Annotated in this window: 23 protein-coding genes and 1 tRNA gene; 19 read left to right on the top strand and 5 right to left on the bottom strand. The window is 72.6% G+C overall.

Annotated elements, in window-relative coordinates:
• On the bottom strand, window positions 1–1,111 hold a 1,111-nt coding region (locus tag ABZ914_RS21570), incomplete at its 3' end, for an ABC transporter ATP-binding protein (protein ID WP_500195115.1).
• A gap of 185 nt (window positions 1,112–1,296) precedes the next feature.
• Between ABZ914_RS21570 and dnaG the strand changes: the two genes are divergently transcribed.
• The 5 genes from dnaG to efeB all read left to right on the top strand — a co-directional run bounded on the left by dnaG (window position 1,297) and on the right by efeB (window position 7,631).
• Window positions 1,297–3,249, top strand: coding sequence for a DNA primase (dnaG, locus tag ABZ914_RS21565; RefSeq protein ID WP_500195113.1), 1,953 nt, complete (start codon window positions 1,297–1,299; stop codon window positions 3,247–3,249).
• A 71-nt stretch (window positions 3,250–3,320) separates the two neighbouring features.
• Entirely contained in the window at window positions 3,321–4,466 is a 1,146-nt protein-coding gene (rpoD, locus tag ABZ914_RS21560; protein WP_208270801.1) for an RNA polymerase sigma factor RpoD, read from the top strand.
• 190 nt (window positions 4,467–4,656) lie between these two features.
• A complete protein-coding gene (locus tag ABZ914_RS21555; protein WP_190867768.1) occupies window positions 4,657–5,127 on the top strand; it encodes a YbjQ family protein in 471 nt (156 codons plus the stop codon).
• 105 nt (window positions 5,128–5,232) lie between these two features.
• Window positions 5,233–6,360: an iron uptake system protein EfeO gene (gene efeO, locus ABZ914_RS21550; protein ID WP_500195111.1), complete on the top strand. Its 1,128-nt coding sequence runs from the start codon at window positions 5,233–5,235 to the stop codon at window positions 6,358–6,360.
• Window positions 6,357–7,631, top strand: coding sequence for an iron uptake transporter deferrochelatase/peroxidase subunit (gene efeB / locus ABZ914_RS21545; protein WP_500195109.1), 1,275 nt, complete (start codon window positions 6,357–6,359; stop codon window positions 7,629–7,631). The genes efeO and efeB overlap by 4 nt, the downstream gene beginning before the upstream one ends.
• A gap of 96 nt (window positions 7,632–7,727) precedes the next feature.
• On the opposite strand, the gene ABZ914_RS21540 is transcribed toward efeB, so the two are convergent.
• A complete protein-coding gene (locus ABZ914_RS21540) occupies window positions 7,728–8,978 on the bottom strand; it encodes a molecular chaperone DnaJ (protein WP_387033212.1) in 1,251 nt (416 codons plus the stop codon).
• 156 nt (window positions 8,979–9,134) lie between these two features.
• Here ABZ914_RS21540 and ABZ914_RS21535 point away from each other — a divergent pair, with 156 nt between their 5' ends.
• From ABZ914_RS21535 to ABZ914_RS21490, 10 genes are all read left to right on the top strand, one after another.
• Window positions 9,135–9,710 (top strand): TerD family protein, encoded by a 576-nt coding sequence (locus ABZ914_RS21535; protein ID WP_190867759.1) that lies wholly within the window; start codon window positions 9,135–9,137, stop codon window positions 9,708–9,710.
• Window positions 9,711–9,745: 35 nt separating this feature from the next.
• Window positions 9,746–10,324: a TerD family protein gene (locus ABZ914_RS21530; protein ID WP_500195107.1), complete on the top strand. Its 579-nt coding sequence runs from the start codon at window positions 9,746–9,748 to the stop codon at window positions 10,322–10,324.
• Window positions 10,325–10,385: 61 nt separating this feature from the next.
• Complete coding sequence (locus tag ABZ914_RS21525; RefSeq protein ID WP_500195105.1) at window positions 10,386–11,513, top strand: DUF475 domain-containing protein; 1,128 nt, start codon at window positions 10,386–10,388, stop codon at window positions 11,511–11,513.
• Window positions 11,514–11,755: 242 nt separating this feature from the next.
• Window positions 11,756–12,334: a TerD family protein gene (locus ABZ914_RS21520; protein ID WP_500195103.1), complete on the top strand. Its 579-nt coding sequence runs from the start codon at window positions 11,756–11,758 to the stop codon at window positions 12,332–12,334.
• Window positions 12,335–12,430: 96 nt separating this feature from the next.
• A complete protein-coding gene (locus tag ABZ914_RS21515; RefSeq protein WP_500195101.1) occupies window positions 12,431–13,636 on the top strand; it encodes an HpcH/HpaI aldolase/citrate lyase family protein in 1,206 nt (401 codons plus the stop codon).
• Window positions 13,633–15,108 (top strand): phosphoribosyltransferase family protein, encoded by a 1,476-nt coding sequence (locus ABZ914_RS21510; RefSeq protein WP_500195099.1) that lies wholly within the window; start codon window positions 13,633–13,635, stop codon window positions 15,106–15,108. The genes ABZ914_RS21515 and ABZ914_RS21510 overlap by 4 nt, the downstream gene beginning before the upstream one ends.
• Window positions 15,105–16,217, top strand: a complete 1,113-nt coding sequence (locus ABZ914_RS21505; RefSeq protein WP_500195097.1) for a cysteine protease StiP family protein — start codon at window positions 15,105–15,107, stop codon at window positions 16,215–16,217. The genes ABZ914_RS21510 and ABZ914_RS21505 overlap by 4 nt, the downstream gene beginning before the upstream one ends.
• Window positions 16,214–17,023 (top strand): HAD family hydrolase, encoded by an 810-nt coding sequence (locus ABZ914_RS21500; protein ID WP_500195096.1) that lies wholly within the window; start codon window positions 16,214–16,216, stop codon window positions 17,021–17,023. Before ABZ914_RS21505 ends, ABZ914_RS21500 begins: the two co-directional genes overlap by 4 nt.
• Window positions 17,024–17,138: 115 nt before the next feature.
• Window positions 17,139–18,458 (top strand): MGH1-like glycoside hydrolase domain-containing protein, encoded by a 1,320-nt coding sequence (locus ABZ914_RS21495; protein WP_433238388.1) that lies wholly within the window; start codon window positions 17,139–17,141, stop codon window positions 18,456–18,458.
• 17 nt (window positions 18,459–18,475) lie between these two features.
• Complete coding sequence (locus ABZ914_RS21490; protein ID WP_500195093.1) at window positions 18,476–18,970, top strand: hypothetical protein; 495 nt, start codon at window positions 18,476–18,478, stop codon at window positions 18,968–18,970.
• Here ABZ914_RS21490 and ABZ914_RS21485 read toward each other — a convergent pair.
• Window positions 18,967–19,251: a YtxH domain-containing protein gene (locus ABZ914_RS21485; RefSeq protein ID WP_190867738.1), complete on the bottom strand. Its 285-nt coding sequence runs from the start codon at window positions 19,249–19,251 to the stop codon at window positions 18,967–18,969. The two genes, ABZ914_RS21490 and ABZ914_RS21485, sit on opposite strands and share 4 nt — an antisense overlap.
• A gap of 139 nt (window positions 19,252–19,390) precedes the next feature.
• On the opposite strand from ABZ914_RS21485, the gene ABZ914_RS21480 reads away from it, so the two are divergent.
• A tRNA-Asn gene (locus ABZ914_RS21480) sits at window positions 19,391–19,463 on the top strand.
• Window positions 19,464–19,594: 131 nt separating this feature from the next.
• Here ABZ914_RS21480 and ABZ914_RS21475 read toward each other — a convergent pair.
• Window positions 19,595–21,580, bottom strand: a complete 1,986-nt coding sequence (locus ABZ914_RS21475) for a hypothetical protein (RefSeq protein ID WP_500195091.1) — start codon at window positions 21,578–21,580, stop codon at window positions 19,595–19,597.
• A gap of 65 nt (window positions 21,581–21,645) precedes the next feature.
• Here ABZ914_RS21475 and ABZ914_RS21470 point away from each other — a divergent pair, with 65 nt between their 5' ends.
• Both ABZ914_RS21470 and ABZ914_RS21465 read left to right on the top strand, forming a co-directional pair.
• Entirely contained in the window at window positions 21,646–22,032 is a 387-nt protein-coding gene (locus tag ABZ914_RS21470; protein ID WP_500195089.1) for a VOC family protein, read from the top strand.
• Window positions 22,033–22,085: 53 nt separating this feature from the next.
• On the top strand, window positions 22,086–22,625 hold the full coding sequence (locus ABZ914_RS21465; RefSeq protein WP_500195087.1) for a DUF6939 family protein: 540 nt from the start codon (window positions 22,086–22,088) through the stop codon (window positions 22,623–22,625).
• A 57-nt stretch (window positions 22,626–22,682) separates the two neighbouring features.
• Here ABZ914_RS21465 and ABZ914_RS21460 read toward each other — a convergent pair whose 3' ends face one another.
• Complete coding sequence (locus tag ABZ914_RS21460; RefSeq protein WP_387028773.1) at window positions 22,683–22,859, bottom strand: hypothetical protein; 177 nt, start codon at window positions 22,857–22,859, stop codon at window positions 22,683–22,685.
• A 97-nt stretch (window positions 22,860–22,956) separates the two neighbouring features.
• Between ABZ914_RS21460 and ABZ914_RS21455 the strand changes: the two genes are divergently transcribed.
• On the top strand, window positions 22,957–24,043 hold a 1,087-nt coding region (locus ABZ914_RS21455), incomplete at its 3' end, for a sensor histidine kinase (RefSeq protein WP_500195086.1).

The following is a 24,043-nucleotide window of genomic DNA, read 5'->3' as shown; positions in this document are numbered from 1 at the left end:
GGCGGGGCGGGGGGGGGGGGGGCCCGTCATCCCCCGCCGGCGGGCGCCGCCGCCCGGCCCCCGCGGCCGCGGGCGCAGGCGCCGGACGGGGCCGCCCGAACTCGTTCGCGTCCACGGTCGGGATGCCGGCCTGCGCGTAGGCGAGCCACTCGTGACCGTGGAACTCCAGCGAATGGACCCGCCCGGACAGCACCGTCCCCTGCCGGGCGGGCGAGCCCGGCGCGATCGGGATCAGCGTGTCGGGCCGGATCCCGACGATCACCATCTGGCCGTGATGGCTGATCAGCGAGGACGCGCGTGGGTCGTCCCAGGGGATCGTCAGCCGCTGCGGGCCGAGGTCGAGCAGCAGCCCCTCGCCCTCGACCGCCCACAGCGTCGCCTGCAGCAGGTTGATCGGCGGGGAGCTGAGGAACGCCGCGACGAACACCGTCGCCGGGTCCTCGTAGATCTGCTCGGGGGTGCCGACGTCCTCCAGGACGCCGTCGCGCAGCACCGCCATCCGGTCGGCCATCGTCATGGCCTCGATCTGGTCGTGCGTGACGTAGACGGTGGTGGTGCGGCTGGACCGCACCAGCGCGGCGATCTCCACCCGCAGCTCGGTGCGCAGCCCGGCGTCCAGGCTGGACAGCGGCTCGTCCATCAGGAACAGCGACGGCTCGCGGATCAGCGCCCGGCCGATCGCGGCGCGCTGCCGCTGGCCGCCCGACAGCGTGCCCGGCAGCCGGTCGATCATCGTGTTGAGGCCGAGCGCGCGCGCCAGCTCGACGACCTTCGCGGACGCCTCCGCGCGGTCGTCGCCCGACACCTCCAGCGGGAACATCATGTTCCCCTTGACGGTGCGGTGCGGGTAGAGCGCGCCCTCCTGGAACACCATCGCCACGTTCCGGTCGCGCGGCGGCAGGTCGTTGGCGACCGACCCGTTCAGCCACAGGTCGCCGGAGGTGATCTCCTCCAGCCCGGCGATCATCCGCAGGATGGTGGACTTCCCGCACCCGGACGGCCCGAGCAGTACGAACAGCTCGCCGTCGTTGATCCGCAGCCGGACCTTGCGGACGGCGACCTGCCCGCCTGGATAGACCTTCTCGACGCCGTCCAGCACAACATCCGTCATCGGTCCGCCTGGGGGGTGGGGCAAGAACTCGGTGCGCCATCTCATCGCGTCACAATCCGTTTGTCCATAGCTGGCGCAGGGTTACCAGCCGTTAACAAGGCCGGGTCCGGCCACGCCTCCGACCCGCGATACCTGTCGGGTTGTGATGCCTTGGATGTCGCCGGGGCGCCGTAGACTCCTTCGCTGTGGCAGGCCGTATTCGCAATGAGGACATCGCGCTCGTACGCGAGCGGTCGTCCATCGCCGACGTCATCGGCGAGTACCTGCAGCTGCGCAGCGCGGGCGGCGGCAACCTCAAGGGCCTGTGCCCCTTCCACGACGAGAAGTCGCCGTCGTTCAACGTGACCCCCTCGCGCGGGCTGTACTTCTGCTTCGGCTGCGAGGCGGGCGGCGACGTCATCAAGTTCGTCCAGGAGATCGAGCACCTGTCGTTCTCCGAGGCGGTCGAGCGGCTCGCCGCGCAGGTCGGCATCCAGCTCCGCTACGAGGACGGCGGCGGGCGCGGCCCCCGCCAGGACACCGGGCAGCGCGCGCGCCTGCTGGAGGCGCACAAGGCGGCGGCCGAGTTCTACGCCGAGCAGCTCGCCTCGCCCGAGGGCGCGATCGGCCGCACGTTCCTGTCCGAGCGCGGCTTCGAGGCCGCCGACGCGGCGCACTTCGGCGTCGGGTTCGCGCCGCGCGAGTGGGAGGGCCTCGTCCGGCACCTGCGCGGGCGCGGGTTCGCCGACCGCGACATCGTCGCCGGCGGCCTGGCCAAGGAGGGGCGGCGCGGCCCCATGGACCGGTTCCGCGGCCGGCTGATGTGGCCGATCCGCGACCTGTCCGGCGACGTCATCGGGTTCGGCGCGCGCCGCCTCTACGAGGACGACGACGGGCCGAAGTACCTGAACACCCCCGAGTCGCCGCTGTTCCACAAGAGCTCGGTGCTCTACGGGGCGGACCTGGCGAAGAAGGAGATCGCCCGGCGGCGGCAGGCCGTGGTGGTCGAGGGCTACACCGACGTGATGGCCTGCCACCTGTCCGGGGTGCAGACGGCGATCGCCACCTGCGGGACGGCGTTCGGCGACGACCACATCAAGATCCTGCGCCGGCTCCTCATGGACCAGGACGAGTTCCGCGGCGAGGTGATCTTCACCTTCGACGGCGACTCGGCCGGCCAGAAGGCGGCGCTGCGCGCGTTCGCCGACGAGCAGAAGTTCGTCACGCAGACGTTCGTGGCCGTCCAGCCCGACGGCCTGGACCCGTGCGACCTGCGGATCCGGCACGGCGACGCGGCGGTGCGCGACCTGGTGGCGTCGCGGCTGCCGCTGTTCGAGTTCGCGGTGCGCAGCGCGATCCAGCAGCACGACCTGGACACCGCGGAGGGGCGGCTGGCCGCGCTGGACGCGGCGGCGCCCGTCGTCGCGGCCATCAAGGACCGGGCGCTGCGGCAGATGTACGCGGTGAGCCTGGACCGGTGGCTCGGGATCATGGACGAGCAGTTCGTGCTGCGCCGGGTCCGCGAGCTGGCGAACCGGCGGCACGCGCAGGCGCGCAACGGCCGCGGCAACGCGCGCGGCGCCGGCCCGCAGAACGGCGACGGGAACGGGAACGGCAACGGCGGGAACGGGAACGGCGGCGGGAACGGCAACGGGGCCGTGCCGCGGCGGCCGGCCTACGACCCGAACGACCCGGAGGTGCAGCGCGAGCGCGAGCTGCTGAAGCTGGCGGTGCAGCGTCCGGCGATGCTCGGGCCGGTGTTCGACGAGGTCCCGGAGGGTGCGTTCATCGCGCCGCCGCACGCCGCGGTGCGCGCGGTGATCGCGCAGGCGGGCGGCGTGACCGCGGCGGGCAACGTCTCGGAGTGGGCGCTGACGCTGCTGGAGAGGGCGCCGAACGACCAGGTCAAGGACCTGATCACGATGCTCGGAGTCGAGCCGGTACGGTCCGCACAGGAATCGGACGACCGCTATGCCGTGGAACTGCTGGCCCGAATACAGGAACGCCAGCTCACCCGCATGATCGCCGACGTCAAATCTAAACTCCAGCGGCTGAATCCGGTCGAGGACCCCGAACAGTACAACCGGCTCTTCGGCGATCTTGTCGCGCTTGAGCAGCAGAGACGGGTGTTGCGGGAGCGAGGGCTTGGATCCCAGTAGCCGGTATTACCGCGAAATGGGTCCTGTGATCTAGGCCGCATCTGTCGCAGACTGTCTCCGTGGGCCCTTCGGTGCTGCCAAGCGAGGCGCCATCGGTTGATCAGGTGGCGGACCTCGTCGCACGCGGCAGAGAGCGCGGCGGTGTGACCGTCGAAGACGTCGCTGCCGCTCTCGATCGCTCGGACTTGCCGGACGACTCCCTGGAGCGGGTCGTCCGGATGCTCGCAGAGCAGGGGGTAGAGGTCCTCGAATCTCAGCAGGAGACCGAGGACGTCGCGCGAGCGGATGAGGGAGACCTCGGCAAGCGGGCGCCGACGAGCGACCTGGTCCGGATCTATCTGAGAGAGATCGGTCGCGTACCGCTTCTCACGGCAGAAGATGAAGTAGAACTGGCGAAATCGATCGAGGCGGGGCTGTTCGCCGAGGAGAAGATGGCGCGCACGGCCGTCCTCTCCCACGCCGAGCGGATCGACCTCGAACTGCTCTCCCGCGACGGCGTCCGGGCGAAGCAACGGCTGATCGAGGCCAACCTGCGGCTGGTGGTCTCGATCGCGAAACGGTACGTGGGCCGGGGAATGCTGTTCCTCGACCTCATCCAGGAGGGAAATCTCGGACTCATCCGTGCGGTCGAGAAGTTCGACTACACGAAGGGGTTCAAGTTCTCCACCTACGCCACCTGGTGGATCCGGCAGGCGATCACCCGCGCGATCGCCGACCAGGCCAGGACCATCCGGATCCCGGTGCACATGGTGGAGACGATCAACAAACTGGTCCGCGTGCAGCGGCAGATGCACCAGGACCTCGGCCGCGAACCCACCCCCGAGGAGATCGGCCTGGAGATGGGGCTGCCGCCCGTCCGGGTCGTGGAGATCCAGCGGATCGCGCAGGAGCCGGTCTCGCTGCAGTCGCCGATCGGTGAGGAGGACTCCGACCTCGGCGACTTCATCGAGGACGCGGACGCGGTCGTGCCGATCGAGGCCGCCGCGTTCATCCTGCTGCAGGACCAGCTCGAGGACATCCTCGGCACGCTGTCGGAACGGGAGCAGCGCATCATCCAGCTGCGCTTCGGCCTGACCGACGGGCATCCGCGCACGCTGGAGGAGGTCGGCCGGGAGTTCGGCGTGACCAGGGAGCGGATCCGGCAGATCGAGTCCAAGACCCTGGCCAAGCTCCGGCACCCGTCCCGCGCGCAGATGCTGCGGGAGTACCTCGAGTAGCGGCGACCCGCCCGCCCGGACCGGGGGACCGGGCGGGGAGAGAACGACAGGGGGCGACCACCCTCCGGGCCGAGCGGTCCGGAGGGCGGTCGCTCGCCCTGCGCGCCGATCGCTCGCCGCGCGCGGCGCGTTCCGTGGATCCGGTGCTTGACGTCGCATTTCGGGCGGACGGTGGATTACCGTAATGGACATGCTGATCGTGACGACTGATGGCGTGGCCGGGTACGAGATCCGCAGCGTGCTCGGCGAGGTCCTGGGGACGGCCGTCCAGACCGATCAGGCCGGGATGCAGCAGCCCGGGCACGCGGGGAGCAGCGCGACGTTCCGGGTGACGGGCGACCGCCCGGCCCTCGGGCTCGCGGCCGCGCGCCGCGAGGCGGTGGACCGGCTCGGCGAGGAGGCGCGCCGCAAGGGCGCGAACACCGTGGTGGGGATGCGGTTCGACACCGCGGCGCTGCCCGGCGGGGGCCACGAGGTGTGCGCGTACGGGACGGCCGTGTGGGCGGAGCCCGCCGTGCGCGAGCCGGCGCCGCACCACCAGGCGTCGCAGCACCTCCAGCACTCGCAGCAGGGGCACCTGCCGCCGTACGGCGACCCGCAGTCGGGCCCGCCGATGGCCGCGCGGAACCTGACGATGGGCATCAACGACCGCCCGCGCTGACCGCCCGGACCGTGGGATGCCTCACTGTCGCGGGGGCGACTTGACGTAGTGAGGGCAGGCTTGGCTAATTTAGGTGAGCCTAACCATTGCATCCTGGAGTCCCCCATGCGTCCTGTCTCCGTGCTCGCCCTCAGCGGCGTGGCCGCCGTGTCGATGTCCCTGCTCTCGGCGTGCGGCGGTGACGGGAAGGCGGACGCCGCCGGAGCCGTGCCGGTGACGGCGTCCAAGGACAAGTGCGAGGTCGGCAAGACCGAGCTGCCCGCCGGCAAGAACTCCTTCAAGGTGACCAACAAGGGCTCCGAGGTCAACGAGTTCGAGGTCCTCAGGCAGGACGGCAGCATCCTCGCCGAGCGGGAGAACATCGGCCCCGGCACCAGCGTGAACTTCGTGGTGAACCTGCCGGAGGGCAAGTACAAGCTGCTGTGCAGCGCCGGGCAGACCGGCAAGGGCCCCTCGCAGGAGGTCACGGTGACCGGCCAGGGCGCCGGCGCCGACCCGCGGCTCACCAAGGCCGCCATCGACTACAAGGCGTACGTCATCGCCCAGCTCGACGACACCATCGCCCGGACCAAGCCGTTCGTGGCGGCGGTGAAGGCCGGCGACGTCGAGAAGGCGAAGAAGCTGTACGCGCCGTCCCGCGTCGGCTGGGAGTCGATCGAGTCCGTCGCGGAGAAGTTCAGCGACATCGACGGCAAGGTCGACGCCCGCGAGGCCGACCTCAAGCCGGACGAGAAGCAGGACTGGTCCGGCTGGCACCTGCTGGAGAAGGCGCTGTTCAAGGACGGCTCCGTCAAGGGCAAAGAGAAGTACGGCGACCGGCTCCTCGCGGACCTGGAGACGCTGAAGGGCCGGCTGCCGAGCCTCACCCTCGACCCGGTGAACGACATGGCCGCGGGCGCGAAGGGCCTGCTGGACGAGGTCGCCACCGGCAAGGTCACCGGGGAGGAGGAGACCTACAGCCACACCGACCTCGTCGACTTCAAGGGGAACGTGGACGGCGCGAAGAAGGCCTACGAGCTGCTCAAGCCGGTCGTCCAGGAGAAGGACGCGCAGCTCGCCAAGGACCTGGACGAGAACTTCGACGCCGTCTACGCGCTGCTGAAGAAGCACGAGGACGGCGACGGCTACGTCTCCTACGACAAGGTCGGCAAGGACGACCGCAAGAAGCTCGCCGACGCGGTGAACGCGCTGGGCGAGCCGCTGTCCAAGCTCGCGGAGGTCGTGGCGAAATGACGCAGTCCCGTCCGTCGGACCCCGGGTCCCCCTCGCCGGACGCGCCGCGCGCCGGGATGTCCCGGCGCCGGATGCTCGGCTTCTCCGGCGCCAGCCTGCTGGTCGGCGCCGCCGCGGGGGCCGGCCTGGACCGGGTCGCCTCCGCCGACACCGGCGGCTCCGGCACGGCGGCCGCCGTCCCGTTCTACGGCGCGCACCAGGCGGGCATCGCCACCGCCGTCCAGGACCGGCTGCACTTCGCCGCGTTCGACGTCACCACCGGCGACCGCGGCAAGCTCGTCCAGATGCTCAAGGACTGGACGGAGGCCGCGGCCGACATGACCGCGGGGCGGGCCATCGGCGAGGGCGCGATCCCGAAGGTCGGGGTGGCGCCGCCGGACGACACCGGCGAGGCCCTCGGGCTGCCCCCGTCCCGGCTGACGCTGACGATCGGGTTCGGCCCGACGCTGTTCGAGAAGGACGGCGAGGACCGGTTCGGGATCAAGGCGAGGCGCCCGGCCGCGCTGGTGGACCTGCCGCGCTTCTCCGGCGAGAACCTCGACCCGGACCGCAGCGGCGGCGACATCTGCGTCCAGGCGTGCGCGGACGACCCGCAGGTGGCGGTGCACGCCATCCGCAACCTGGCGCGGATCGGGATGGGCGTCGTCGGCGTCCGCTGGTCGCAGCTCGGGTTCGGCAAGACGTCCTCGACGACCCCCGACGCGCAGACGCCGCGGAACCTGTTCGGCTTCAAGGACGGCACGGACAACATCGGCACCAACGACACGGAGCTGCTCGACAAGCACGTCTGGGCGGGCAAGGGCGACGGCTCGGACTGGATGGCGGGCGGCTCGTACCTGGTGGCGCGCCGTATCCGGATGCACATCGAGACCTGGGACCGGACGTCCCTGCGCGAGCAGGAGGACGTCTTCGGCCGGAGCAAGTCCGAGGGCGCGCCGGTGGGGGAGAAGAAGGAGCGCGACAAGCCCGTCCTGGCGCGGATGAAGCCGGACGCGCACGTCCGGCTGGCGCATCCGGACTCCAACGGCGGCGCGCGGATCCTGCGGCGCGGCTACTCCTTCACCGACGGCTCGGACGGCCTGGGGCGGCTGGAGGCGGGCCTGTTCTTCATCGCGTTCCAGCGCGACCCGCGCACCGGCTTCATCAAGATCCAAGAGTCGCTGGCGTCGGACGCGATGAACGAGTACATCCAGCACGTCGGATCGGGGATCTTCGCGTGCCCGCCCGGCGTGAAGGAGGGCGGCTACTGGGGCGAGACCCTGTTCGCCTGACGGTTCGCCTAGCGGTACGCATAGGGCCCGCTGATGCCGCCCCAAGACCCGCCGAGGGCGCCCACGGCTCGCCTGACGGTTCGCCGTGGGCGGCTCTCAGGAGCCGCCTCCGGCGCGCTCGGAGCGGATGCGCGTCACCACGTCGCCGGCGGCCGTCTTGATCGACTCCAGTTCCTGGAGATAGGCCCAGTAGTCCGGGTGCGCGCCGGTGAGCCGCTTCGGCGCGTGCTCCAGCCGTTCCACCAGGGCGTCCAGCGCGCGCGCATGGTGCGGTGCGGCGCCACCGGGCTGCGCCATGGCGAGCCGCTGCGCGTCCCGCACCGCGAACCGGGCGCTCTCGACCGGCTTCTCGGGGTCGGCGGCGACCGCCTCCAGCTCCGTCACCCGCCCGGTGACCTGCCCGGCGCGCCGGTCGGCCCCGTTCAGCTCGGTCCGCGCGGCGGTCAGCGCCTGCTGCGCCCGCTTCCACTCGGTCGCGCGGGAGAAGGCCATCGCCTCGTCCAGCCGCTCGCGCGCCCGCTCGACGCCCGCCTCGATCGCCTCCGGCGCGCCCCGCAGGTCCTGCCAGCAGGCCTGCGAGTAGGCGCGCAGCAGCACCTTCATCGCCTCCCGGACGGGCCCGACGCGGTTCGCGACGACGTCCACGCGGGTGCGGACGGAGGCGAGCGAGTTGCGCACCTTCTCCGCCGTCTTCGGCAGCTCCTCGGCCGCCAGGCGGGCGCTCTCGGCGATCACGCGCACCTCGTCGGCCTTGCGCATGGCCCCGTCCAGCCCGAGCCCGCCGAGCCCCTGGGAGCTCAGCAGCGCGAGGGCCTCCTTCGCCCGCGCCAGCTCCGCCTCGGGGTCGGAGGCGTCCATCCCGGACGCCCGGGCCGCCTGCACGGCGGTCTCGGCAGCGGCGACGGCGTCCCGGGCGGCGGTGAGGCGCGGCGGAAGCTGGTCGAGGGCCGCCTCCAGCCGCGCCATCCGCGGCGCGAGCCGCTCGGCGAACCCGTTCAGGTTCCGGGTGATCTGCTGCAGCCGCTCGGTGGACGCCATGAACGCGCGGCGGGCCGCGTCGTACTCGGCGGGCGACCGCTCCCGGTCGTCGAGATCGTGCGCGTCCAGGACGGAGATGTAGGCCACGGAGGCGGCGTCGGCGGCCTCCGAGAGACCGGCGAACTCCCGCCGGACGGGCGCGGCGGCGCCCGCGTCCAGATCCTCGAACACGGTGACGCGCCCGTCGAGGAACTTCTGCGCCTGGTCCATGTCGTAGAAGGCGGTGGCGGCCGCCTCGCGCGCCTGGATCGCCGCGTCGGCGGCCTGACCGCCCCTGCCGCGCCGCCGCTGGTCGCCCGGTCCCCGCAACGCCGCCTCCCTTCGTCCTCATGCCCAGTCTCGCGCAGTCCAGGAGTTCTCGCGTAATGCGTCCACAACGGATGGAACGGATAGCATCGCTGCTGCGTCGATATAGCGAGACGCCTGCCCGGCGTCCGGTACGTCATGCGATCTTGGAGGAACGCCGTGGGAGTCAGTCTCAGCAAGGGCGGCAACGTCTCGCTCACGAAACAGGCCCCCGGCCTGTCGGCCGTGACGGTGGGCCTCGGCTGGGACCTGCGCACCACGACGGGCACCGACTTCGACCTCGACGCGTCGGCGCTGGTGCTGGACGCCTCCGGCAAGATCCTCACCGACCAGCACTTCGTCTTCTTCAACAACCTGCGGACCCCGGACGGCGGCGTCGAGCACACCGGTGACAACACCACCGGCGCCGGCGAGGGCGACGACGAGCAGATCAACGTGAACTTCGGCGCGCTGCCCGCGGAGGCCGAGCGGGTCGCGTTCGCCGTGTCGATCTACGACGCCGACAGCCGCGGGCAGAACTTCGGCCAGGTCCGCAACGCCTACATCCGGGTCCTCAACCAGGGCGACCGGTCCGAGATGGCCCGCTACGACCTGACCGAGGACGCGTCCATGGAGACCGCGATGGTCTTCGGCGAGCTGTACCGCAACGGGGCCGACTGGAAGTTCCGCGCGGTCGGGCAGGGCTACGCGTCCGGCCTCGCGGGCATCGCGATGGACTTCGGCGTCAACATCTGAACGACCTCTACCCCCGGGAAGGGAGTGGCCCGAACATGGGAGTCTCACTCGCCAAGGGCGGCAACGTCTCGCTGACGAAGGCCGCGCCCAATCTGACCGCCGTCACCGTCGGCCTCGGCTGGGACGTGCGCGCCACCACCGGCGCCGACTTCGACCTGGACGCCTCCGCGCTGATGCTCGGCCCGTCCGGCAAGGTGATCTCCGACCAGCACTTCGTGTTCTTCAACAACCTGAAGAGCCCGGACGGCTCGGTCGAGCACACCGGCGACAACCTGACCGGCGAGGGCGAGGGCGACGACGAGTCGATCAACGTCGACCTGACCGCCGTGCCGCCGGACTGCGACCGGATCGTGTTCCCGGTGTCGATCTACGACGCCGACAACCGGCAGCAGAACTTCGGGCAGGTCCGCAACGCCTTCATCCGGATCGTCAACCGGACCGACGGCAGCGAGCTCGCCCGCTTCGACCTGACCGAGGACGCCTCCACCGAGACCGCCATGGTCTTCGGCGAGCTGTACCGGCACGGCGCCGAGTGGAAGTTCCGGGCCGTCGGCCAGGGCTACGCCTCCGGCCTGGCCGGCATCGCCATGGACTTCGGCGTCAACGTCGGCTGACGGCCGCCGCCCCGCAGGACGGCCGGCCGGGCCGGGCGTCCACTCTCAGAGAAATACGCGCATGATTCTTCGCACCTTCGGATGGGCCTTCGGCATCACGGTCCTCGGCCTGCTGGTCGCCGCCCTCTACGACGGCGGGACCGGGCTGGCCCTGGTCGCCGTCCTCGCAGTGCTGGAAATCTCACTGTCGTTCGACAACGCCGTGGTCAACGCCAAGGTGCTGGACCGGATGAGCCCGTTCTGGCAGAAGATCTTCCTGACCGTCGGCATCGCGATCGCGGTGTTCGGCATGCGGCTGGTCTTCCCGCTGCTGATCGTCGGCATCACCGCCAAGCTGAACCCCGTCGAGGCGTTCGACCTGGCGCTGAACGACCCCCACAAGTACCACCACCTGATGAACGACGCGTATCCGATGATCGCGGCGTTCGGCGGGATGTTCCTTCTGATGCTGTTCCTGGACTTCGTGTTCGAGGAGCGGGCCGACAAGTGGCTGCCCTGGCTGGAGGCGCCGCTGCAGCGGATCGGCAAGCTGGACCAGCTCTCGGTGGTCGTCGCGGGCGGGGCGCTGGCGTTCACCGCGGGGCTGTTCGCCGACGAGCCGGGCCAGGTCATGATCGCCGGCGTGCTGGGCATGGTCACCTACATCCTGGTGAACGGGCTCGGCGAGCTGTTCTCCGAGGCGACCGAGGAGGACGACGAGGACGGGGACGAGGACGGGGACGCCGAGCCCGCCGCGGAGCGGGCGCCGGCCCGGTCCGGGCCGAGCTCGCTGGCGCTGGCCACCGGCAAGGCCGGGTTCTTCCTGTTCCTCTACCTGGAGGTGCTGGACGCCTCGTTCAGCTTCGACGGCGTCATCGGCGCGTTCGCCATCAGCACCGACCCGATCATCATCGCGCTGGGCCTCGGCATCGGCGCCATGTACATCCGGTCGCTGACGGTGTTCCTGGTCCGCAAGGGCACCCTGCACGAGTACATCTACCTCGAGCACGGCGCCCACTGGGCGATCGGCGCGCTCGCGGTGTGCATGCTGGTCAGCATCGGCCGGCACGTCCCCGAGTGGCTCACCGGCGGGATCGGCGCGGGCCTGATCATCGCCGCGTTCATCAGCTCCGTGGTGCGGAACCGGGGCGGTGACCGCGCGTCCGCCGCGGCGGGCGACGACAAGCCGCTGCACTCCAGCAAGGTCTGATCCGGCCGCCCGGCCGGGGTCCGACGGGGCGGTGCACCCGCGCACGGTGCACCGTCCGCACCCATACCGTCCGACACCCTGACCGTCCGAGGACCCTGACCGTCCGACACCCTTACCCGTTCACTCCCGGACCGCCCGTACCCTTACGCATCCGCACCCGTACCGTCCGTGCACCGGTACCGCCTACACCCGTACCGCCTACACCCCGCGACGACCGCTCATCATCACCAAAGGAGCCGACGATGACGATTTCGCTGCAGAAGGGGCAGAAGGTCTCGCTGGCCAAGCCCGGCGGCGGCACCCTCACCCGGGTCAGGATGGGCCTGGGCTGGGACGCCGTCGCGAAGAAGGGGCTGTTCGGCAAGGGCAAGGCCCAGTCGATCGACCTGGACGCGTCCTGCCTGCTGTTCGACGCGAGCGGCAACCTCGCCGACGCGGTGTGGTTCCGGCAGCTGCGCAGCAAGGACGGGTCCGTCCAGCACACCGGCGACAACCTGACCGGCGCGGGCGAGGGTGACGACGAGGTCATCAACGTCGACCTGCAGAACGTCCCGGCCAACGTCACGCAGCTGGTGTTCACGGTGAACTCCTTCACCGGGCAGGACTTCTCGCAGATCGAGAACGCGTTCTGCCGGCTGGTGGACGAGACGACCGGGCAGGAGATCGCGCGGTACGACCTGAGCGGGGCCGGGCAGCACAACGCGCAGATCATGGCGAAGGTGTCGCGGGACGGCGAGGGCTGGTCGATGACCGCGATCGGCGCGACCGCGTCGGGCCGCACCTTCCAGCACCTGCTGCCGGCCGTGTCGGTTCATCTGTGATCGGAAGGCATCTGTGACGTGGGAGGCACCTGTGACGGGTGCACCGGTGACCGCGGTGCCGCGATGACGCGATGCCCGTGCTGACGCGAGGCCGGCATGCGGCACTTTGATCACATCGACGCCGCCTACCGGAAGCACCTGTTCTACCGGCATCCCCGCCCGTTCGGCCGGCACGACGACCCGGCGGTGCTGGCGGTGGCGCTCGGCGCGACCCTGTACTGCCCCGCCACGCGTCCCGAGCTCGCGGGCGACATCGAGAAGGCGGCGCGGCGCGGCGTGATGAGCATGGTCGTGTGCCTGGAGGACGCGATCGGCGACGACGAGGTCCCGGAGGCGGAGGCCAACCTGGTCGCGCAGCTCCGGGACCTGCACGCCCGGCGCGCGGACGACCGGGACGGCCGCGGGGAGCGGGACGGCGGCCGGTCCGTCGACGGCGTGCCGCTGCTGTTCGTGCGGGTCCGCGATCCCCGGCAGATCGGCGACATCGCCGCCCGGCTGGGGCCCGCGGCCGAGCTGGTCAGCGGGTTCGTGCTGCCGAAGTTCACGGCGCCGTCCGGTGGAGCGTTCCTCGACGCGCTGGAGGACACGGCGGCCCGCACCGGGCTGCCGCTGCTGGCGATGCCGGTGCTCGAGAGCCCGGAGGCGGTGCACAGCGAGAGCCGCACCGAGGTGCTGCACGACGTGGCGCGGCTGCTGGCCAAGCACCGCGACCGGGTCCTCGCGGTGCGGATCGGCGCCACCGACATGTCGGCGGCGTACGGGCTGCGCCGCCCGCCCGACCTGACGATCTACGACATCCGGCCGGTCGCCGCGGCGATCACCGACATCGTCAACGTGCTCGGCCGCGCGGACGGCAGCGGCTTCGTGGTGACCGGCCCGGTCTGGGAGTACTTCTCGGCGGGGGAGCGGATGTTCAAGCCGCAGCTGCGGCAGTCGCCGTTCGAGGCGCTGCGGGCCGCGCCGCTGCGGCAGCGCCTCATCACCTCTGACCTGGACGGGCTGATCCGCGAAGTGCATCTGGACAAGGCCAATGGCCTGACGGGCAAGACGGTCATCCACCCGACCCACGTGGCGGCCGTACACGCCCTGTCCGTCGTGACGCACGAGGAGTACTGCGACGCCGCCGACATCCTGGGGTACGCGGGCGGCGGCGCGATGGCCAGTTCGTACGCGAACAAGATGAACGAGGCGAAACCGCATCGCGCCTGGGCGGAACGGCTGATGCTGCGCGCGCGCGTGTTCGGCGTAGCCGCGCGGGACGTGACGTTCGTCGAGCTCCTTGAAGCGGCGGACCGCCGATGACGGAGCGGCTTGAGGAGGCGCTGAGGGGCGTCGACGCTGTGCGGTCCGGGGAGCCGGTGTGGCCGGGGGCGTGGGTGACGTCACGGCTCGGCGTGCGGCTGGTGGACGGCGACCGTCCGGTGGGGGCCGGGCTGGCGTCGATGGTGGGGCTCGCCGTCCGCCGCAACCCGAGGCGCGCGCATCTGCTGGTCTCGGCGGTGCTCGGCAAGCACGTCCCGACCGATCCCCGGCTGGTGTACGGGTCGGGACTGCTGCTGGGCGAGCTCGTGCGCGCGCGCCTGCGCGACGAGGCGACGTCCGTTCCGTCGGTTCTGCTCAAGGACGCCTTGGCGGGCGCGCCGGGTGCCCCCGCGGCGTTGCGCGACGCGTTGCGGGAACCGCGTCCGCCTGTGGACGCCATAGTCCTCGGCTATGCGGAGACCGCGACCGCCCTGGGGCATTCGGTGGCTGACGCCCTGGGCGGTGCCTACTACCTGCACTCCACGCGCCGTCCGGTGCCGGGCTTCGCCGCGTACGGCGGCTTCGAGGAGGAGCACAGCCACGCGACGAGCCATCTGCTGCTGCCGTCCGACCCGGTGGCGCTCGACCGGGACGTCCCGCTCGTCCTGGTGGACGACGAGCTTTCCACAGGTCAGACGGTCCTGAACACGATCTCCACGCTGCACGCGCTGCGTCCACGGAGGCACTACGTCCTGGCGGCGCTGGTCGACCTGCGCGGCGCGTCCGACCGCGCGCGCGTGGACGAGCTCGCCGCGCGGTTGGGCACGCGCATCGACGCCGTCTCCCTTGCCGGAGGACGGGTGGAACTGCCGGACGACGTCCTGGAGAAGGGCACGCGGATCGTTTCCGAGCTGTCCGCCGATTCCGCGCGGGCCGGCGGGGACGCGGCGTTCGGCGGGGACGCGCCAGCCGGTGGGGCTGCGGCGTCGGGTGGGGGCGCGGCGTTCGGTGTCGCGCGCGTGCGGCTCGACTGGCCGCACGGCGTGCCCGACGGCGGCCGCCACGGGTTCCTGCCCGAACATCGCACGGCGCTGGAAAAGGACCTGCCGCGCCTGGCCGACGCCGTGGCCGTGGAACTCGGGGACGGCGCGTCCCGCGTGCTCGTGCTCGGGTTCGAGGAGCTGATGTACGCGCCGCTGCGGCTGGCGGAGGCGCTCGCCGACGCGTCCCCGGGCCTGGACGTCCGGTACTCCACGACGACCCGCTCGCCCGTCCTGGCCGTGGACGACCCGGGGTACGCGATCCGCACCCGGCTCGCGTTCCCGGCGCACGACGACCCGGCGGACGGCCCGGGGGAGCGGTACGCCTACAACGTCGCTCCCGCCACGGGCCGCCCGCCGTTCGACCGCATCGTGTTCGTGGTGGACGACGTAGGCGACACCCAGGCGCTCGCCAGTGGACTGGTGGCGCGTCTGCGCGCGCTCGCGCCGGTGGTGGTCGTGACCGTGCCGTCCCATAGGGGTGACAAGTGAGGCCGCTGTACGGGCCGGACTTCGGCAGCTACCGGGCGGAGGACGTCGCGTGGCTGCTGAAGGACCTGTCGGGCGCGCGCCTGGAGGCGCCCACGGAGAAGCGCGAGGCCGCGATCCAGGCGGGCCGCGCCCACTACGCCGAGTCGCTGCCCGTCGAGTACCAGCCGGGCCCCGAGTACCGGCGGCTGTTCGAGGAGGCGCTGGAGGCGTCCGCGGAACGGCTCGCCTACGCGACCGGGCTGGTCGCCGAGCAGATCATCGCCGAGCGCGGCCCGGACGCCGTCGTGGTGTCGCTCGCGCGCGCGGGCACCCCCATCGGGATCCTGGTGCGGCGCTGGGCACGGTTCGCGCACGGGCTGGACCTGCCGCACTACGCGGTCAGCATCGTCCGGGGCCGGGGCATCGACACCGTCGCGCTGCGATACCTCGCCGCGCGGCACGACCCGTCCGCGGTCATGTTCGTGGACGGCTGGACGGGCAAGGGCGCCATCACGCGCGAGCTGACCGCCGCGCTCGCCGGGACCGGGTTCCCCGCCGATCTCGCCGTCCTCGCCGATCCCGGCCGCTGCACTCCGCTGTACGGCACCCGCGACGACTTCCTGATCCCGTCCGCGTGCCTGAACTCGACCGTGTCCGGGCTGGTCAGCCGGACCGTCCTGAACACCGAGCTGATCGGCCCCGGCGACTTCCACGGCGCCAAGTTCTACGCCGAGCTGGCCGCCGACGACGTGTCCGCGCTGTTCCTCGACACCGTCTGCGCGCGCTTCGCGGACGTGGCGGAGCGGGTCGCGAAGGACGCGCCGGACCGGCGGGCGTCCGACCGCGAACCCGACTGGTCGGGATGGGAGGCGGTCCGCGGCGTCGCCGCCGGGCACGGCATCGACGACCTCAACCTGGTCAAGCCGGGCATCGGGGAGACGACGCGGGTGCTGCTGCGCCGCGTCCCATGGAAGGTCCTCGCGCGCGCGGACGCAGGCCCCGAACTGGCGCACATCAGGCTCCTGGCAAGCGAACGCGGCGTGCCCGTCGTGGACGTCGAGCCGGACGCGTTCCCCTACGCGTGCATGGGGCTCATCCACCAGCGCTTCGGCAAGGGGGCCGTCCAGTGACCGTGCTGGTGTGCTCGGACCTGGACCGTACGCTCATCTACTCGCAGGCCGCGTTCGCGCTGGACGGACCGGACGAGACCATGCCGCGCCTCGTCTGCGTCGAGTTCTACCAGGGCGCCCCCCTCTCCTACATGACGGAGGCGGCCGCGCGCACACTGGAGACCCTCGCCGCGTCCGCCGTGTTCGTCCCGACGACGACGCGGACACCCGAGCAGTACCGGCGCGTCCACCTGCTGGAGAAACCGCCCGCCTACGCGATCTGTGCGAACGGCGGCCACCTCCTCGTGGACGGCGAGGACGACCCGTCATGGGCGGCGTCCGTGCGGGCCCGCATCGCGGACGGATGCGCGCCGCTCGCCGAGATCCAGGACCGCCTCGTCCGGACCGGCGGGGAGTTCGTGCTGAAACGGCGTACCGCGTCCGACCTGTTCGCCTACACGGTCGTCGACCGCACGGCCCTCCCGCCCGGCTGGGTCGACGACCTCGCCGGCTGGTGCGCCGAACGCGGCTGGCGGACGTCCCTGCAGGGCCGCAAGGTCTACTGCCTGCCCGCCTGCCTCACCAAGGCCGCCGCGGCGGCCGAGGTCGCCCGCCGCACCGGCGCGTCCGCGACGCTCGCCGCCGGCGACTCGCTGCTGGACGCCGAACTCCTCGAAGCCGCCCGCGCGTCGATCCGTCCCGCGCACGGCGAACTCCACGACGCCGGCTGGACCTCCCCGGCCACGGCCGTCACCGCGTCCCGCGGCGTCGCCGCCGGCCAGGAGATCACGGACTGGCTGCTGCACCGGGTGGAAAATCACCGCTGACCGGACCCGGCCGTCGACAAACGACGCCGCCCGGGGGCTCGCCGGGGCCGCGATCGCGGGTCACAATCACACTAGGACCCCGCTCCCGCCGTCGCGAGGAGGTACCCCTGAGCGCATGAGCTCCCGTCTCACCGGCGACGAGACCGCCCTGTGGAAGGCCGCGGCCCGCGTCCTCGACGCGAACTGGACCGGGACCGCGACCGCCGCGTCGCCCGGCCTCTACCCCCACCAGTGGAGCTGGGACTCCGCCTTCATCAGCCTCGGCCTGGCCCGGCACCGCCCCGAGCGCGCCGAGACCGAGCTGCTGTCGCTCTTCCGCGGCCAGTGGGCCGACGGCATGCTCCCGCACATCGTGTTCAACACGACCCTCGCCCGGCACGCCTTCTTCCCCGGCCCCGAGCTGTGGCGCAGCACCGAGCAGCGCGCGGCGCCCCGCGGCGTCCAGACCTCCGGGCTCACCCAGCCGCCGGTGCACGCCCTCGTCGCCCTCCGCCTGCACGAATGCGCCCCCGACGGGGAGAGCAGCCGCGGCTTCCTCGCCCGCCTCTACCCGATGCTCGCCGCGCAGCACCGCTACCTCACCACCGCCCGCGACCTCGGCTCCAGCGGCCTCATCGCCATCTGCCACCCCTGGGAGTCCGGCCTCGACAACAGCCCCGCCTGGGACCGTCCCCTCGGCGCCCTCCAGCTCCCGCCCAGCGCCTACGCGCCCGCGCACCGCTCCCGCGCCCTGCCCACCGGCGAGGACTACGACCGCTACGTCCGGCTCGTCGCCCTCATGCGCGAGGCCGGCTACCGGCCCGACTACCTGCGCGAATCCCATCCGTTCGCGGTCGAGGACCCGCTCGTCAACGCCACCTTCCTCGCCTCCGCGCACGCCCTCGCCGAGGTCGCCCGGATCGTCGGCGCCGACCCCGCCCCGCACCTGGAGGCCGCGCAGCGCGTCCACGCCGCCCTCCTCGACCGCCTCTGGGACGCCGACACCGGCTGCTTCCGCGCCCGCGACCTGCGCGACGACCGGCTCCTGCCCGTCATCACCGCCGGCTCCTTCGGCCCCCTCCTCGACCCCGAGCTGCCCGCCGCGCACGTCCGCAACCTCGTCGACCTGCTGCTGTCCGCCCGGTTCGCGGGCGCCGCCGGATACCCCGTCCCCACCTGCGACATCCAGGCGCCCGCCTTCGACCGCGGCGGCTACTGGCGCGGCCCCACCTGGGTCAGCACGAACTGGCTGATCTGGTACGGCGCCCTCGCCCACGGCCTCCCCGTCGTCGCCGACCTGCTGTACGGCTCCACGATGCGGCTCGTCCGCCAGTCCGGGTTCCGCGAGTTCTTCGACCCCTTCGACGGCACCGGACGCGGCAGCCACGACTACTCCTGGTCCGCCGCCCTCGTCCTCGACCTGCTCGGGGCCCGCCGCGCCCCGCAGGCCGCCTGATCGCCTACCGTGGGGGCATGCGCCTACTCCGGGGCCACCTGCCCTCCGCGGTCCGCGACGCGCTCACGATCGAACGCGGCGAACGCGTCCTCGCGTCCGCCCCCACCCGCGGCGGCTCCCACGTGGTCGCCACCACCGCCGCCCTGCACGTCCCGGCCCCGTCCGGCGGCTTCGCCCGCATCCCGTGGGAGCGCGTCGACCAGGCCACCTGGAAGGACGGCTGGCTGCACGTCGAGGAGACCTCCGGCGGCGCCGAGCACCACGTCCGCCTCACCGAGCCCGGCTCCGTCCCCGAGACCGTCCGGGAACGCGTCACCGCCACCATCGCGGTCACCCACCAGGCGCACCTCCCCGGGGGCGGGAAGGTACGCATAGCGGGCCGGCGCCCCGCCACAGGCGGGGACGTCCGCTGGACGTTCGTCTTCGACGCAGGCCTCGACCCCGACGACCCGGGCCTGCGCGCCCAGGCCGAGCAGGTCCTCGAGGCCCTGCGCCGCCAGACGGGCCTCTAGCCCGGATAGACCTTCGGCTCGTCCTCGGCCTGGTGCCGGCCGGACTTCTGCTGCGGCACCTTCTCCTTCGCGGTCGAGGCCATCTCGCCGGCCTTCTCCCGCGCCGCACCGGCGAACTCGCCGCCCTTGGCGCGCAGCATGCCCGCGGCCTCCTGCACGTTGGGGTTCTCCGACACCTGCCGCGAGAGGCGCTTGATCTGCTCGTAGCGTTCCCGTCCGGCCTTCGTCCCGAGGACGTAGCCGATCGCGGCGCCTGCCATGAACATCATGCGCGACTTCATCTTCACTCCCTTTGGGGGCCGATCGTTCACCCTCCATACCCGAGAACGCCGCCCCCACCCGCGACGCGTGCGCGAACAGCCCCGCACATGCGCTAACCTAGACGCGCTGGCAGGGGCTGAGGCCCCGCCGGACGCACGATCCCGCGTAGCTCAATCGGCAGAGCAGCCGGCTGTTAACCGGCAGGTTATTGGTTCGAGTCCAATCGCGGGAGCCGAAGCGGGGTGGCGTGCTCGGGGCGATCCCCGGACACCCGATGTGAGGGCTTCGCCCCCACCCCCCTCCTGGTTGCAGGTGGGGTTTTCTTCTTGTGGTCCTGTCCCTTTGGGACGGGGCCCTTTTTCGTTACTGGCGGGAGAGGACGCGGGTTATGCCAGCGGCGATCGTCGTGGCGAGGATCCAGCCGGACGCGATCAGCGCGGCCGCGAGCCACTGGTAGGGGCCGCGCGGGTTGAAGGCCGGCTCCTGGCCGAAGCTGATGATCGGCAGGAGCAGGTCGAGGGTGTAGAGGAACGGGTTGAAGGCGGGCGCCTCGTCCTTCTTGAGGGGGACGGGGTGGTGCGCGGCGAACAGCACGGTTCCGATCGCGAGGAGAGCGGCCAAGAGGATTCCCGCGCGGAGCGGACGGTAGCCGTAGCCGACGGTCCAGTCCTGGGCGACGCCCCAGGCGCGGGCAAGGGGCGGGAGGGTGCGCCGGCGGCGGCGTTGCTTGGCCAGGCGGACGGTGCGGGCCTCGGCGTCGCGGCCCATGCCCTGGAAGACGGCCGCGAGCTGCTCGTAGGGCTGCGGGTGGTAGCCGTCGGCGGCGTCCAGCCAGGCGAGGCGGGCGGCGAGCGGGCCGGGCTTGTCGATGGCCTGGTAGACGAACCCGTCGAGCTGGGGGCGGGCGGGCCAGCGGGCGGGGTCGTCGCGGAGGATCTCGATGCGGGCGTGCCGCAGGTCGACCGTCCCGTCGGTGAGCGTGCAGCGCGAGAACCAGAGCATGTCCGCCCGTACGCGCCGGAGGCCGAGCGCGAGGTCGTCGTAGCCGCTGATCGTCGCGTCGTCGAAGCCGAGCTCGCCGACGCGGGCACCGGCGAGGGACATCCGGCCCGTCGCGGTGAACCCGGCGCGGCAGTTCAGGACGCCGCTGATGGTCAGGCCGTAACCGATGAGCGATCGGCCGCCGGGATTGGACAGCTGCGCGCCGTCCAGCTCGACGCTCGCCCCGAAGACCGAGTCGATCAGGCGGATCTCGCCCTCGGTGCGCAGGCCCTCGCCGGCGAGGCCGCCGGTGACCTCGGCGCGGCACAGGCCGAGCGCCTCGCCGCCGGGGTCGCTGAGGTGCGCGCCGGCGAAGTCGGCCGTGCCCTGGACGGTCGCCGAGTCCAGGCAGACCCGGCCGCGGGTCCGGAACCCGTTCGCGGCGCGCAGGCTGCTGCCGACGGTGATCAGCCGCGCGTTCAGCGCGGTGCCGCCGGGAGCGTCGAGCTCGGCGCCGCTGAGCAGGAGGGTGCCGCCGATCGCCGCGGAGCGCATGCCGACCTTGCCCTCGGCGCGGAACCCTCCGTCCAGGACGGCGGCCCCGTCGATCCGGGCGCGGTCGGCGTCGAGGGCCGTACCGCCCGGGTTGGACAGCCGGGCACCCGTCAGAACGAGACGCCGGCCGATCCGCGCGTCCGGCAGGCGGACCTCGCCGTCGGCGGTGAGGCCCCGCGCGTGCAGCCCGGACGGCAGCTCGATCCCCTCCGCGTCGAGCGCGACGGCACCGGGGTTGGACAGGCGCGCGCCGTCGAGCACGCAGGTACCGCCGACGTGCGCGCCCTGCAGCATGACCTCGCCGGTGACCTCGGCGTCGGCGGCGTCGATGTTGCGGGCGACGGTCAGCGCGTACGCCTCGACGTCCGCGAGGCGGGCCGCGCGCAGCGACAGCGTCCCGTCGATCCGGGTGCCGACGAGCTGCAGCGGGCCGTCGATGCGGCAGTTGCGCAGCCACAGCAGGCCGTCGACCTGCGAGTCCGAGGCGGCGAGGCCCGGCAGCCGGGAGCCGGTCAGGCTGAACTGCCGTATCCGGGTGGCGTAGAGGGCGGGCGGCTCGTCGAACACGCAGTCGCGCATCAGCACCGCGTACCGGACCTCGGCGAAGGACAGGTCGAGCACGCCGGTGATCCGCGCGCCCGTGAGCCGCACCGCCGGGACCTGCCCCGCGTCGGCCGGGCGGGCGCCCAGCAGCAGCGCCGAGACGACCTCGCCGCGCACCGCCTCCCCGGTCCCGGTCAGATCGACCTTGCCCGCGTTCGGGAACGCGTCCCAGAGCGCTCGTTCCGCGTCCGACAGATCCTCGATATCCATTTGGCCCTCATGCATACACCGCCGCGGCGGGGCGGCGCCACGGCACCGGCCCTAGACTCGCGTTCATGCTGCGTCTGGGCTTTCCGGTGATCGGTGTGACCGACCTCGCGCGTGCCGTGGCGTTCTGGACGGCGGCGCTGGATCTCGTGGCCGTCCCGGACTGGGAGAGCCCGAACTGGCGGACGCTGGACCACGCGGACGGGTCGGGACGGGCCCTCGGGCTGATGCGCAGCGAGTCGCCCGCCGAACCCCGCCCGCGCCTGCACCTCGACCTGTTCGTGGACAGCACCGCCGAGCAGGAGGCCGAGGTCGAGCGGCTGGTCGGGCTCGGCGCGAGCCGTGTCGACTGGGACCTGTATCCGCCTGACCCCGACTTCGTCGTCCTCGCCGACCCCGACGGCAACCTCTTCTGCGTCGTCGACCTGAGCCGCGCCCCATCCGGTTCGCAGTGAGCCGCCGCTAGGCGTCCGGTGGGAATGTCGGTGGTGGGTGGGAGCCTGCTCGGGTGGGGATTCATGTGGCGAGCCGGCGGCGGGCGCCGGCGTCGGTGGAGGCGGAGTGGCCGGGCGCGGTGGTGCTGGACGTGACGTCGCGGGGCGCCCAGCCGTGGGTGCGGTTCAGCCCGTTCTACCCGCACGGCGGCATACCGGTGCCGTTCTCGGACGGGGTGACGGGCGCGTCGGTCGAGGGGATCTGGCAGGCGCTCAAGGTGTTCGAGGGCACCGACGTCGACCCGGCCCGGCTGGCGATCACGTCGATGAAGGGCATCAAGCGGACGGTCCGCAAGTACGGGACGGTGCGCGGGCACCGGGCGGGGCTCGAAGGGGACGAGCTGCTGCCGTACGGGCGGGCGCGCCGGGAGATCTACCTGCCCGCGTACCGGTGGGTGCTGGAGAACAGGGTCGCGGACCTGGTCGAGGAGGTGCGGCGGCTCGGCGAGGTGGTGCTGCTCGACTACACCGTCAACGGGGACGTGGACGACCTGTCCAAGCCCCTGTCGCACGCGGCGCTGATCGGGCTGTACGCCGAGGGCCGGTGGCCCTGACCGGCGCGGACGCCGCCCCTGCGATGGCGTCCGCGCGGAGGGCCGTCGGCTCGGGGGTCAGGCGCGGCCGCGGGTGAAGCGGCCGGCGAACGCCCAGCCGAGGCCGAGCAGCACGCCGCCGATCGCGGCGACGAGGCCGAGGGCGGGGGTGTCGAGCACGGCGAGGAGGGCGATGAGGAGCCCGTAGAGGATCGTGAGGACGAACAGGGCGGCCCGGACGGGGTTGTTGTTCATGCCCGCAATGCTTCCGGTGGCGGGGCGGCAGTACTATCCACCGGTCGGTGGACAGGGCGGACGGGCCGCGCGGCACGCCCGGGGGAGCGGACAGGACATGAGCGGTGGCGACCCGGCGGCGGCGCGGGCGGAGGACGTCTGGTACCGGTCGTACCCCTTCTGGGACGCCTACTTCGCGCTGGTGCTGGTCGGCACGATCGCGGCGACGGCGGCGGACGGGCTTCCGCCGGGGCGGCGGTCGGCGGCGATTCTGCTGCTGGTGCTGCTGAGCACGGCGTACGTGGCGGTCGGGCGGAAGGCGCTGCGGTCCCGCGAGGAGCGGCGGCCCGGGTGCCGGCTGTACGCGGCGGCGCTGGTGCTGATGTTCGTGCCGGCGACGCTGCTGGCGCCGGTGACGTCGACGGGGCTGGCCGCCCTCGCCCCGCAGGTCTACATGGTGTACGGCACGGCCCGCGGGTTCGTGCTGATGATGGTGCTGTTCTCCGGCGCGGTCGGGTCGGCGATGGTGGCGTCCGGCGCGGGCGTGACGCTGACGCTGGTGATGATGCTGGTCGGCATCGCGTGCAGCGCGCTGCTCGCCACGTTCATCGGCCGGCTCAGCGCGCAGAACCGGGAGCGGGCCCGGCTGATCGACGAGCTGGACCGCACCCGGGACGAGCTGGCGGAGGTGAGCCGGGAGGCGGGCGTGCTCGCCGAGCGGGAGCGGCTCGCCCGCGACATCCACGACACGATCGCGCAGGGGTTCACCAGCATCGTGATGCTGGTGCAGGCGGCCGAGGCGGAGGTCGGGCCGAACCGGCACCTGGAGCTGGTCGCGCGGACGGCGCGGGAGAACCTCGCCGAGACGCGGGGGCTGGTCGCGGCGCTGGCGCCGCCCGCGCTGGCGGCGGGGTCGCTGGCGGAGGCGCTGCGGCGGCTCGCCGCGGACTTCGCGCTGCCCGTCGACCTGGACGTGGAGGGCGAGCAGCGGCCGCTCGGCCCGGCGGCGGAGGTGGTGCTGCTGCGGGTGGCGCAGGAGTCGCTCGCGAACGTCCGCAAGCACGCGGGCGCGCGGTCGGTGTGGATGTCGCTGGAGTTCGCGCCGGACGCGGCGCGGCTGACGGTCGCCGACGACGGCCGGGGCTTCGACCCGGAGGCGGTCGCGTCCGGGTTCGGGCTGCGCGGCATGCGCGGGCGCGTCGAGC

This window comes from Spirillospora sp. NPDC046719, assembly GCF_040645715.1.
Classification (GTDB): Bacteria; Actinomycetota; Actinomycetes; order Streptosporangiales; family Streptosporangiaceae; genus Spirillospora.
Note: the sequence above shows the minus strand (reverse complement) of the source record. Positions and strands in the feature narration are given on the sequence as shown.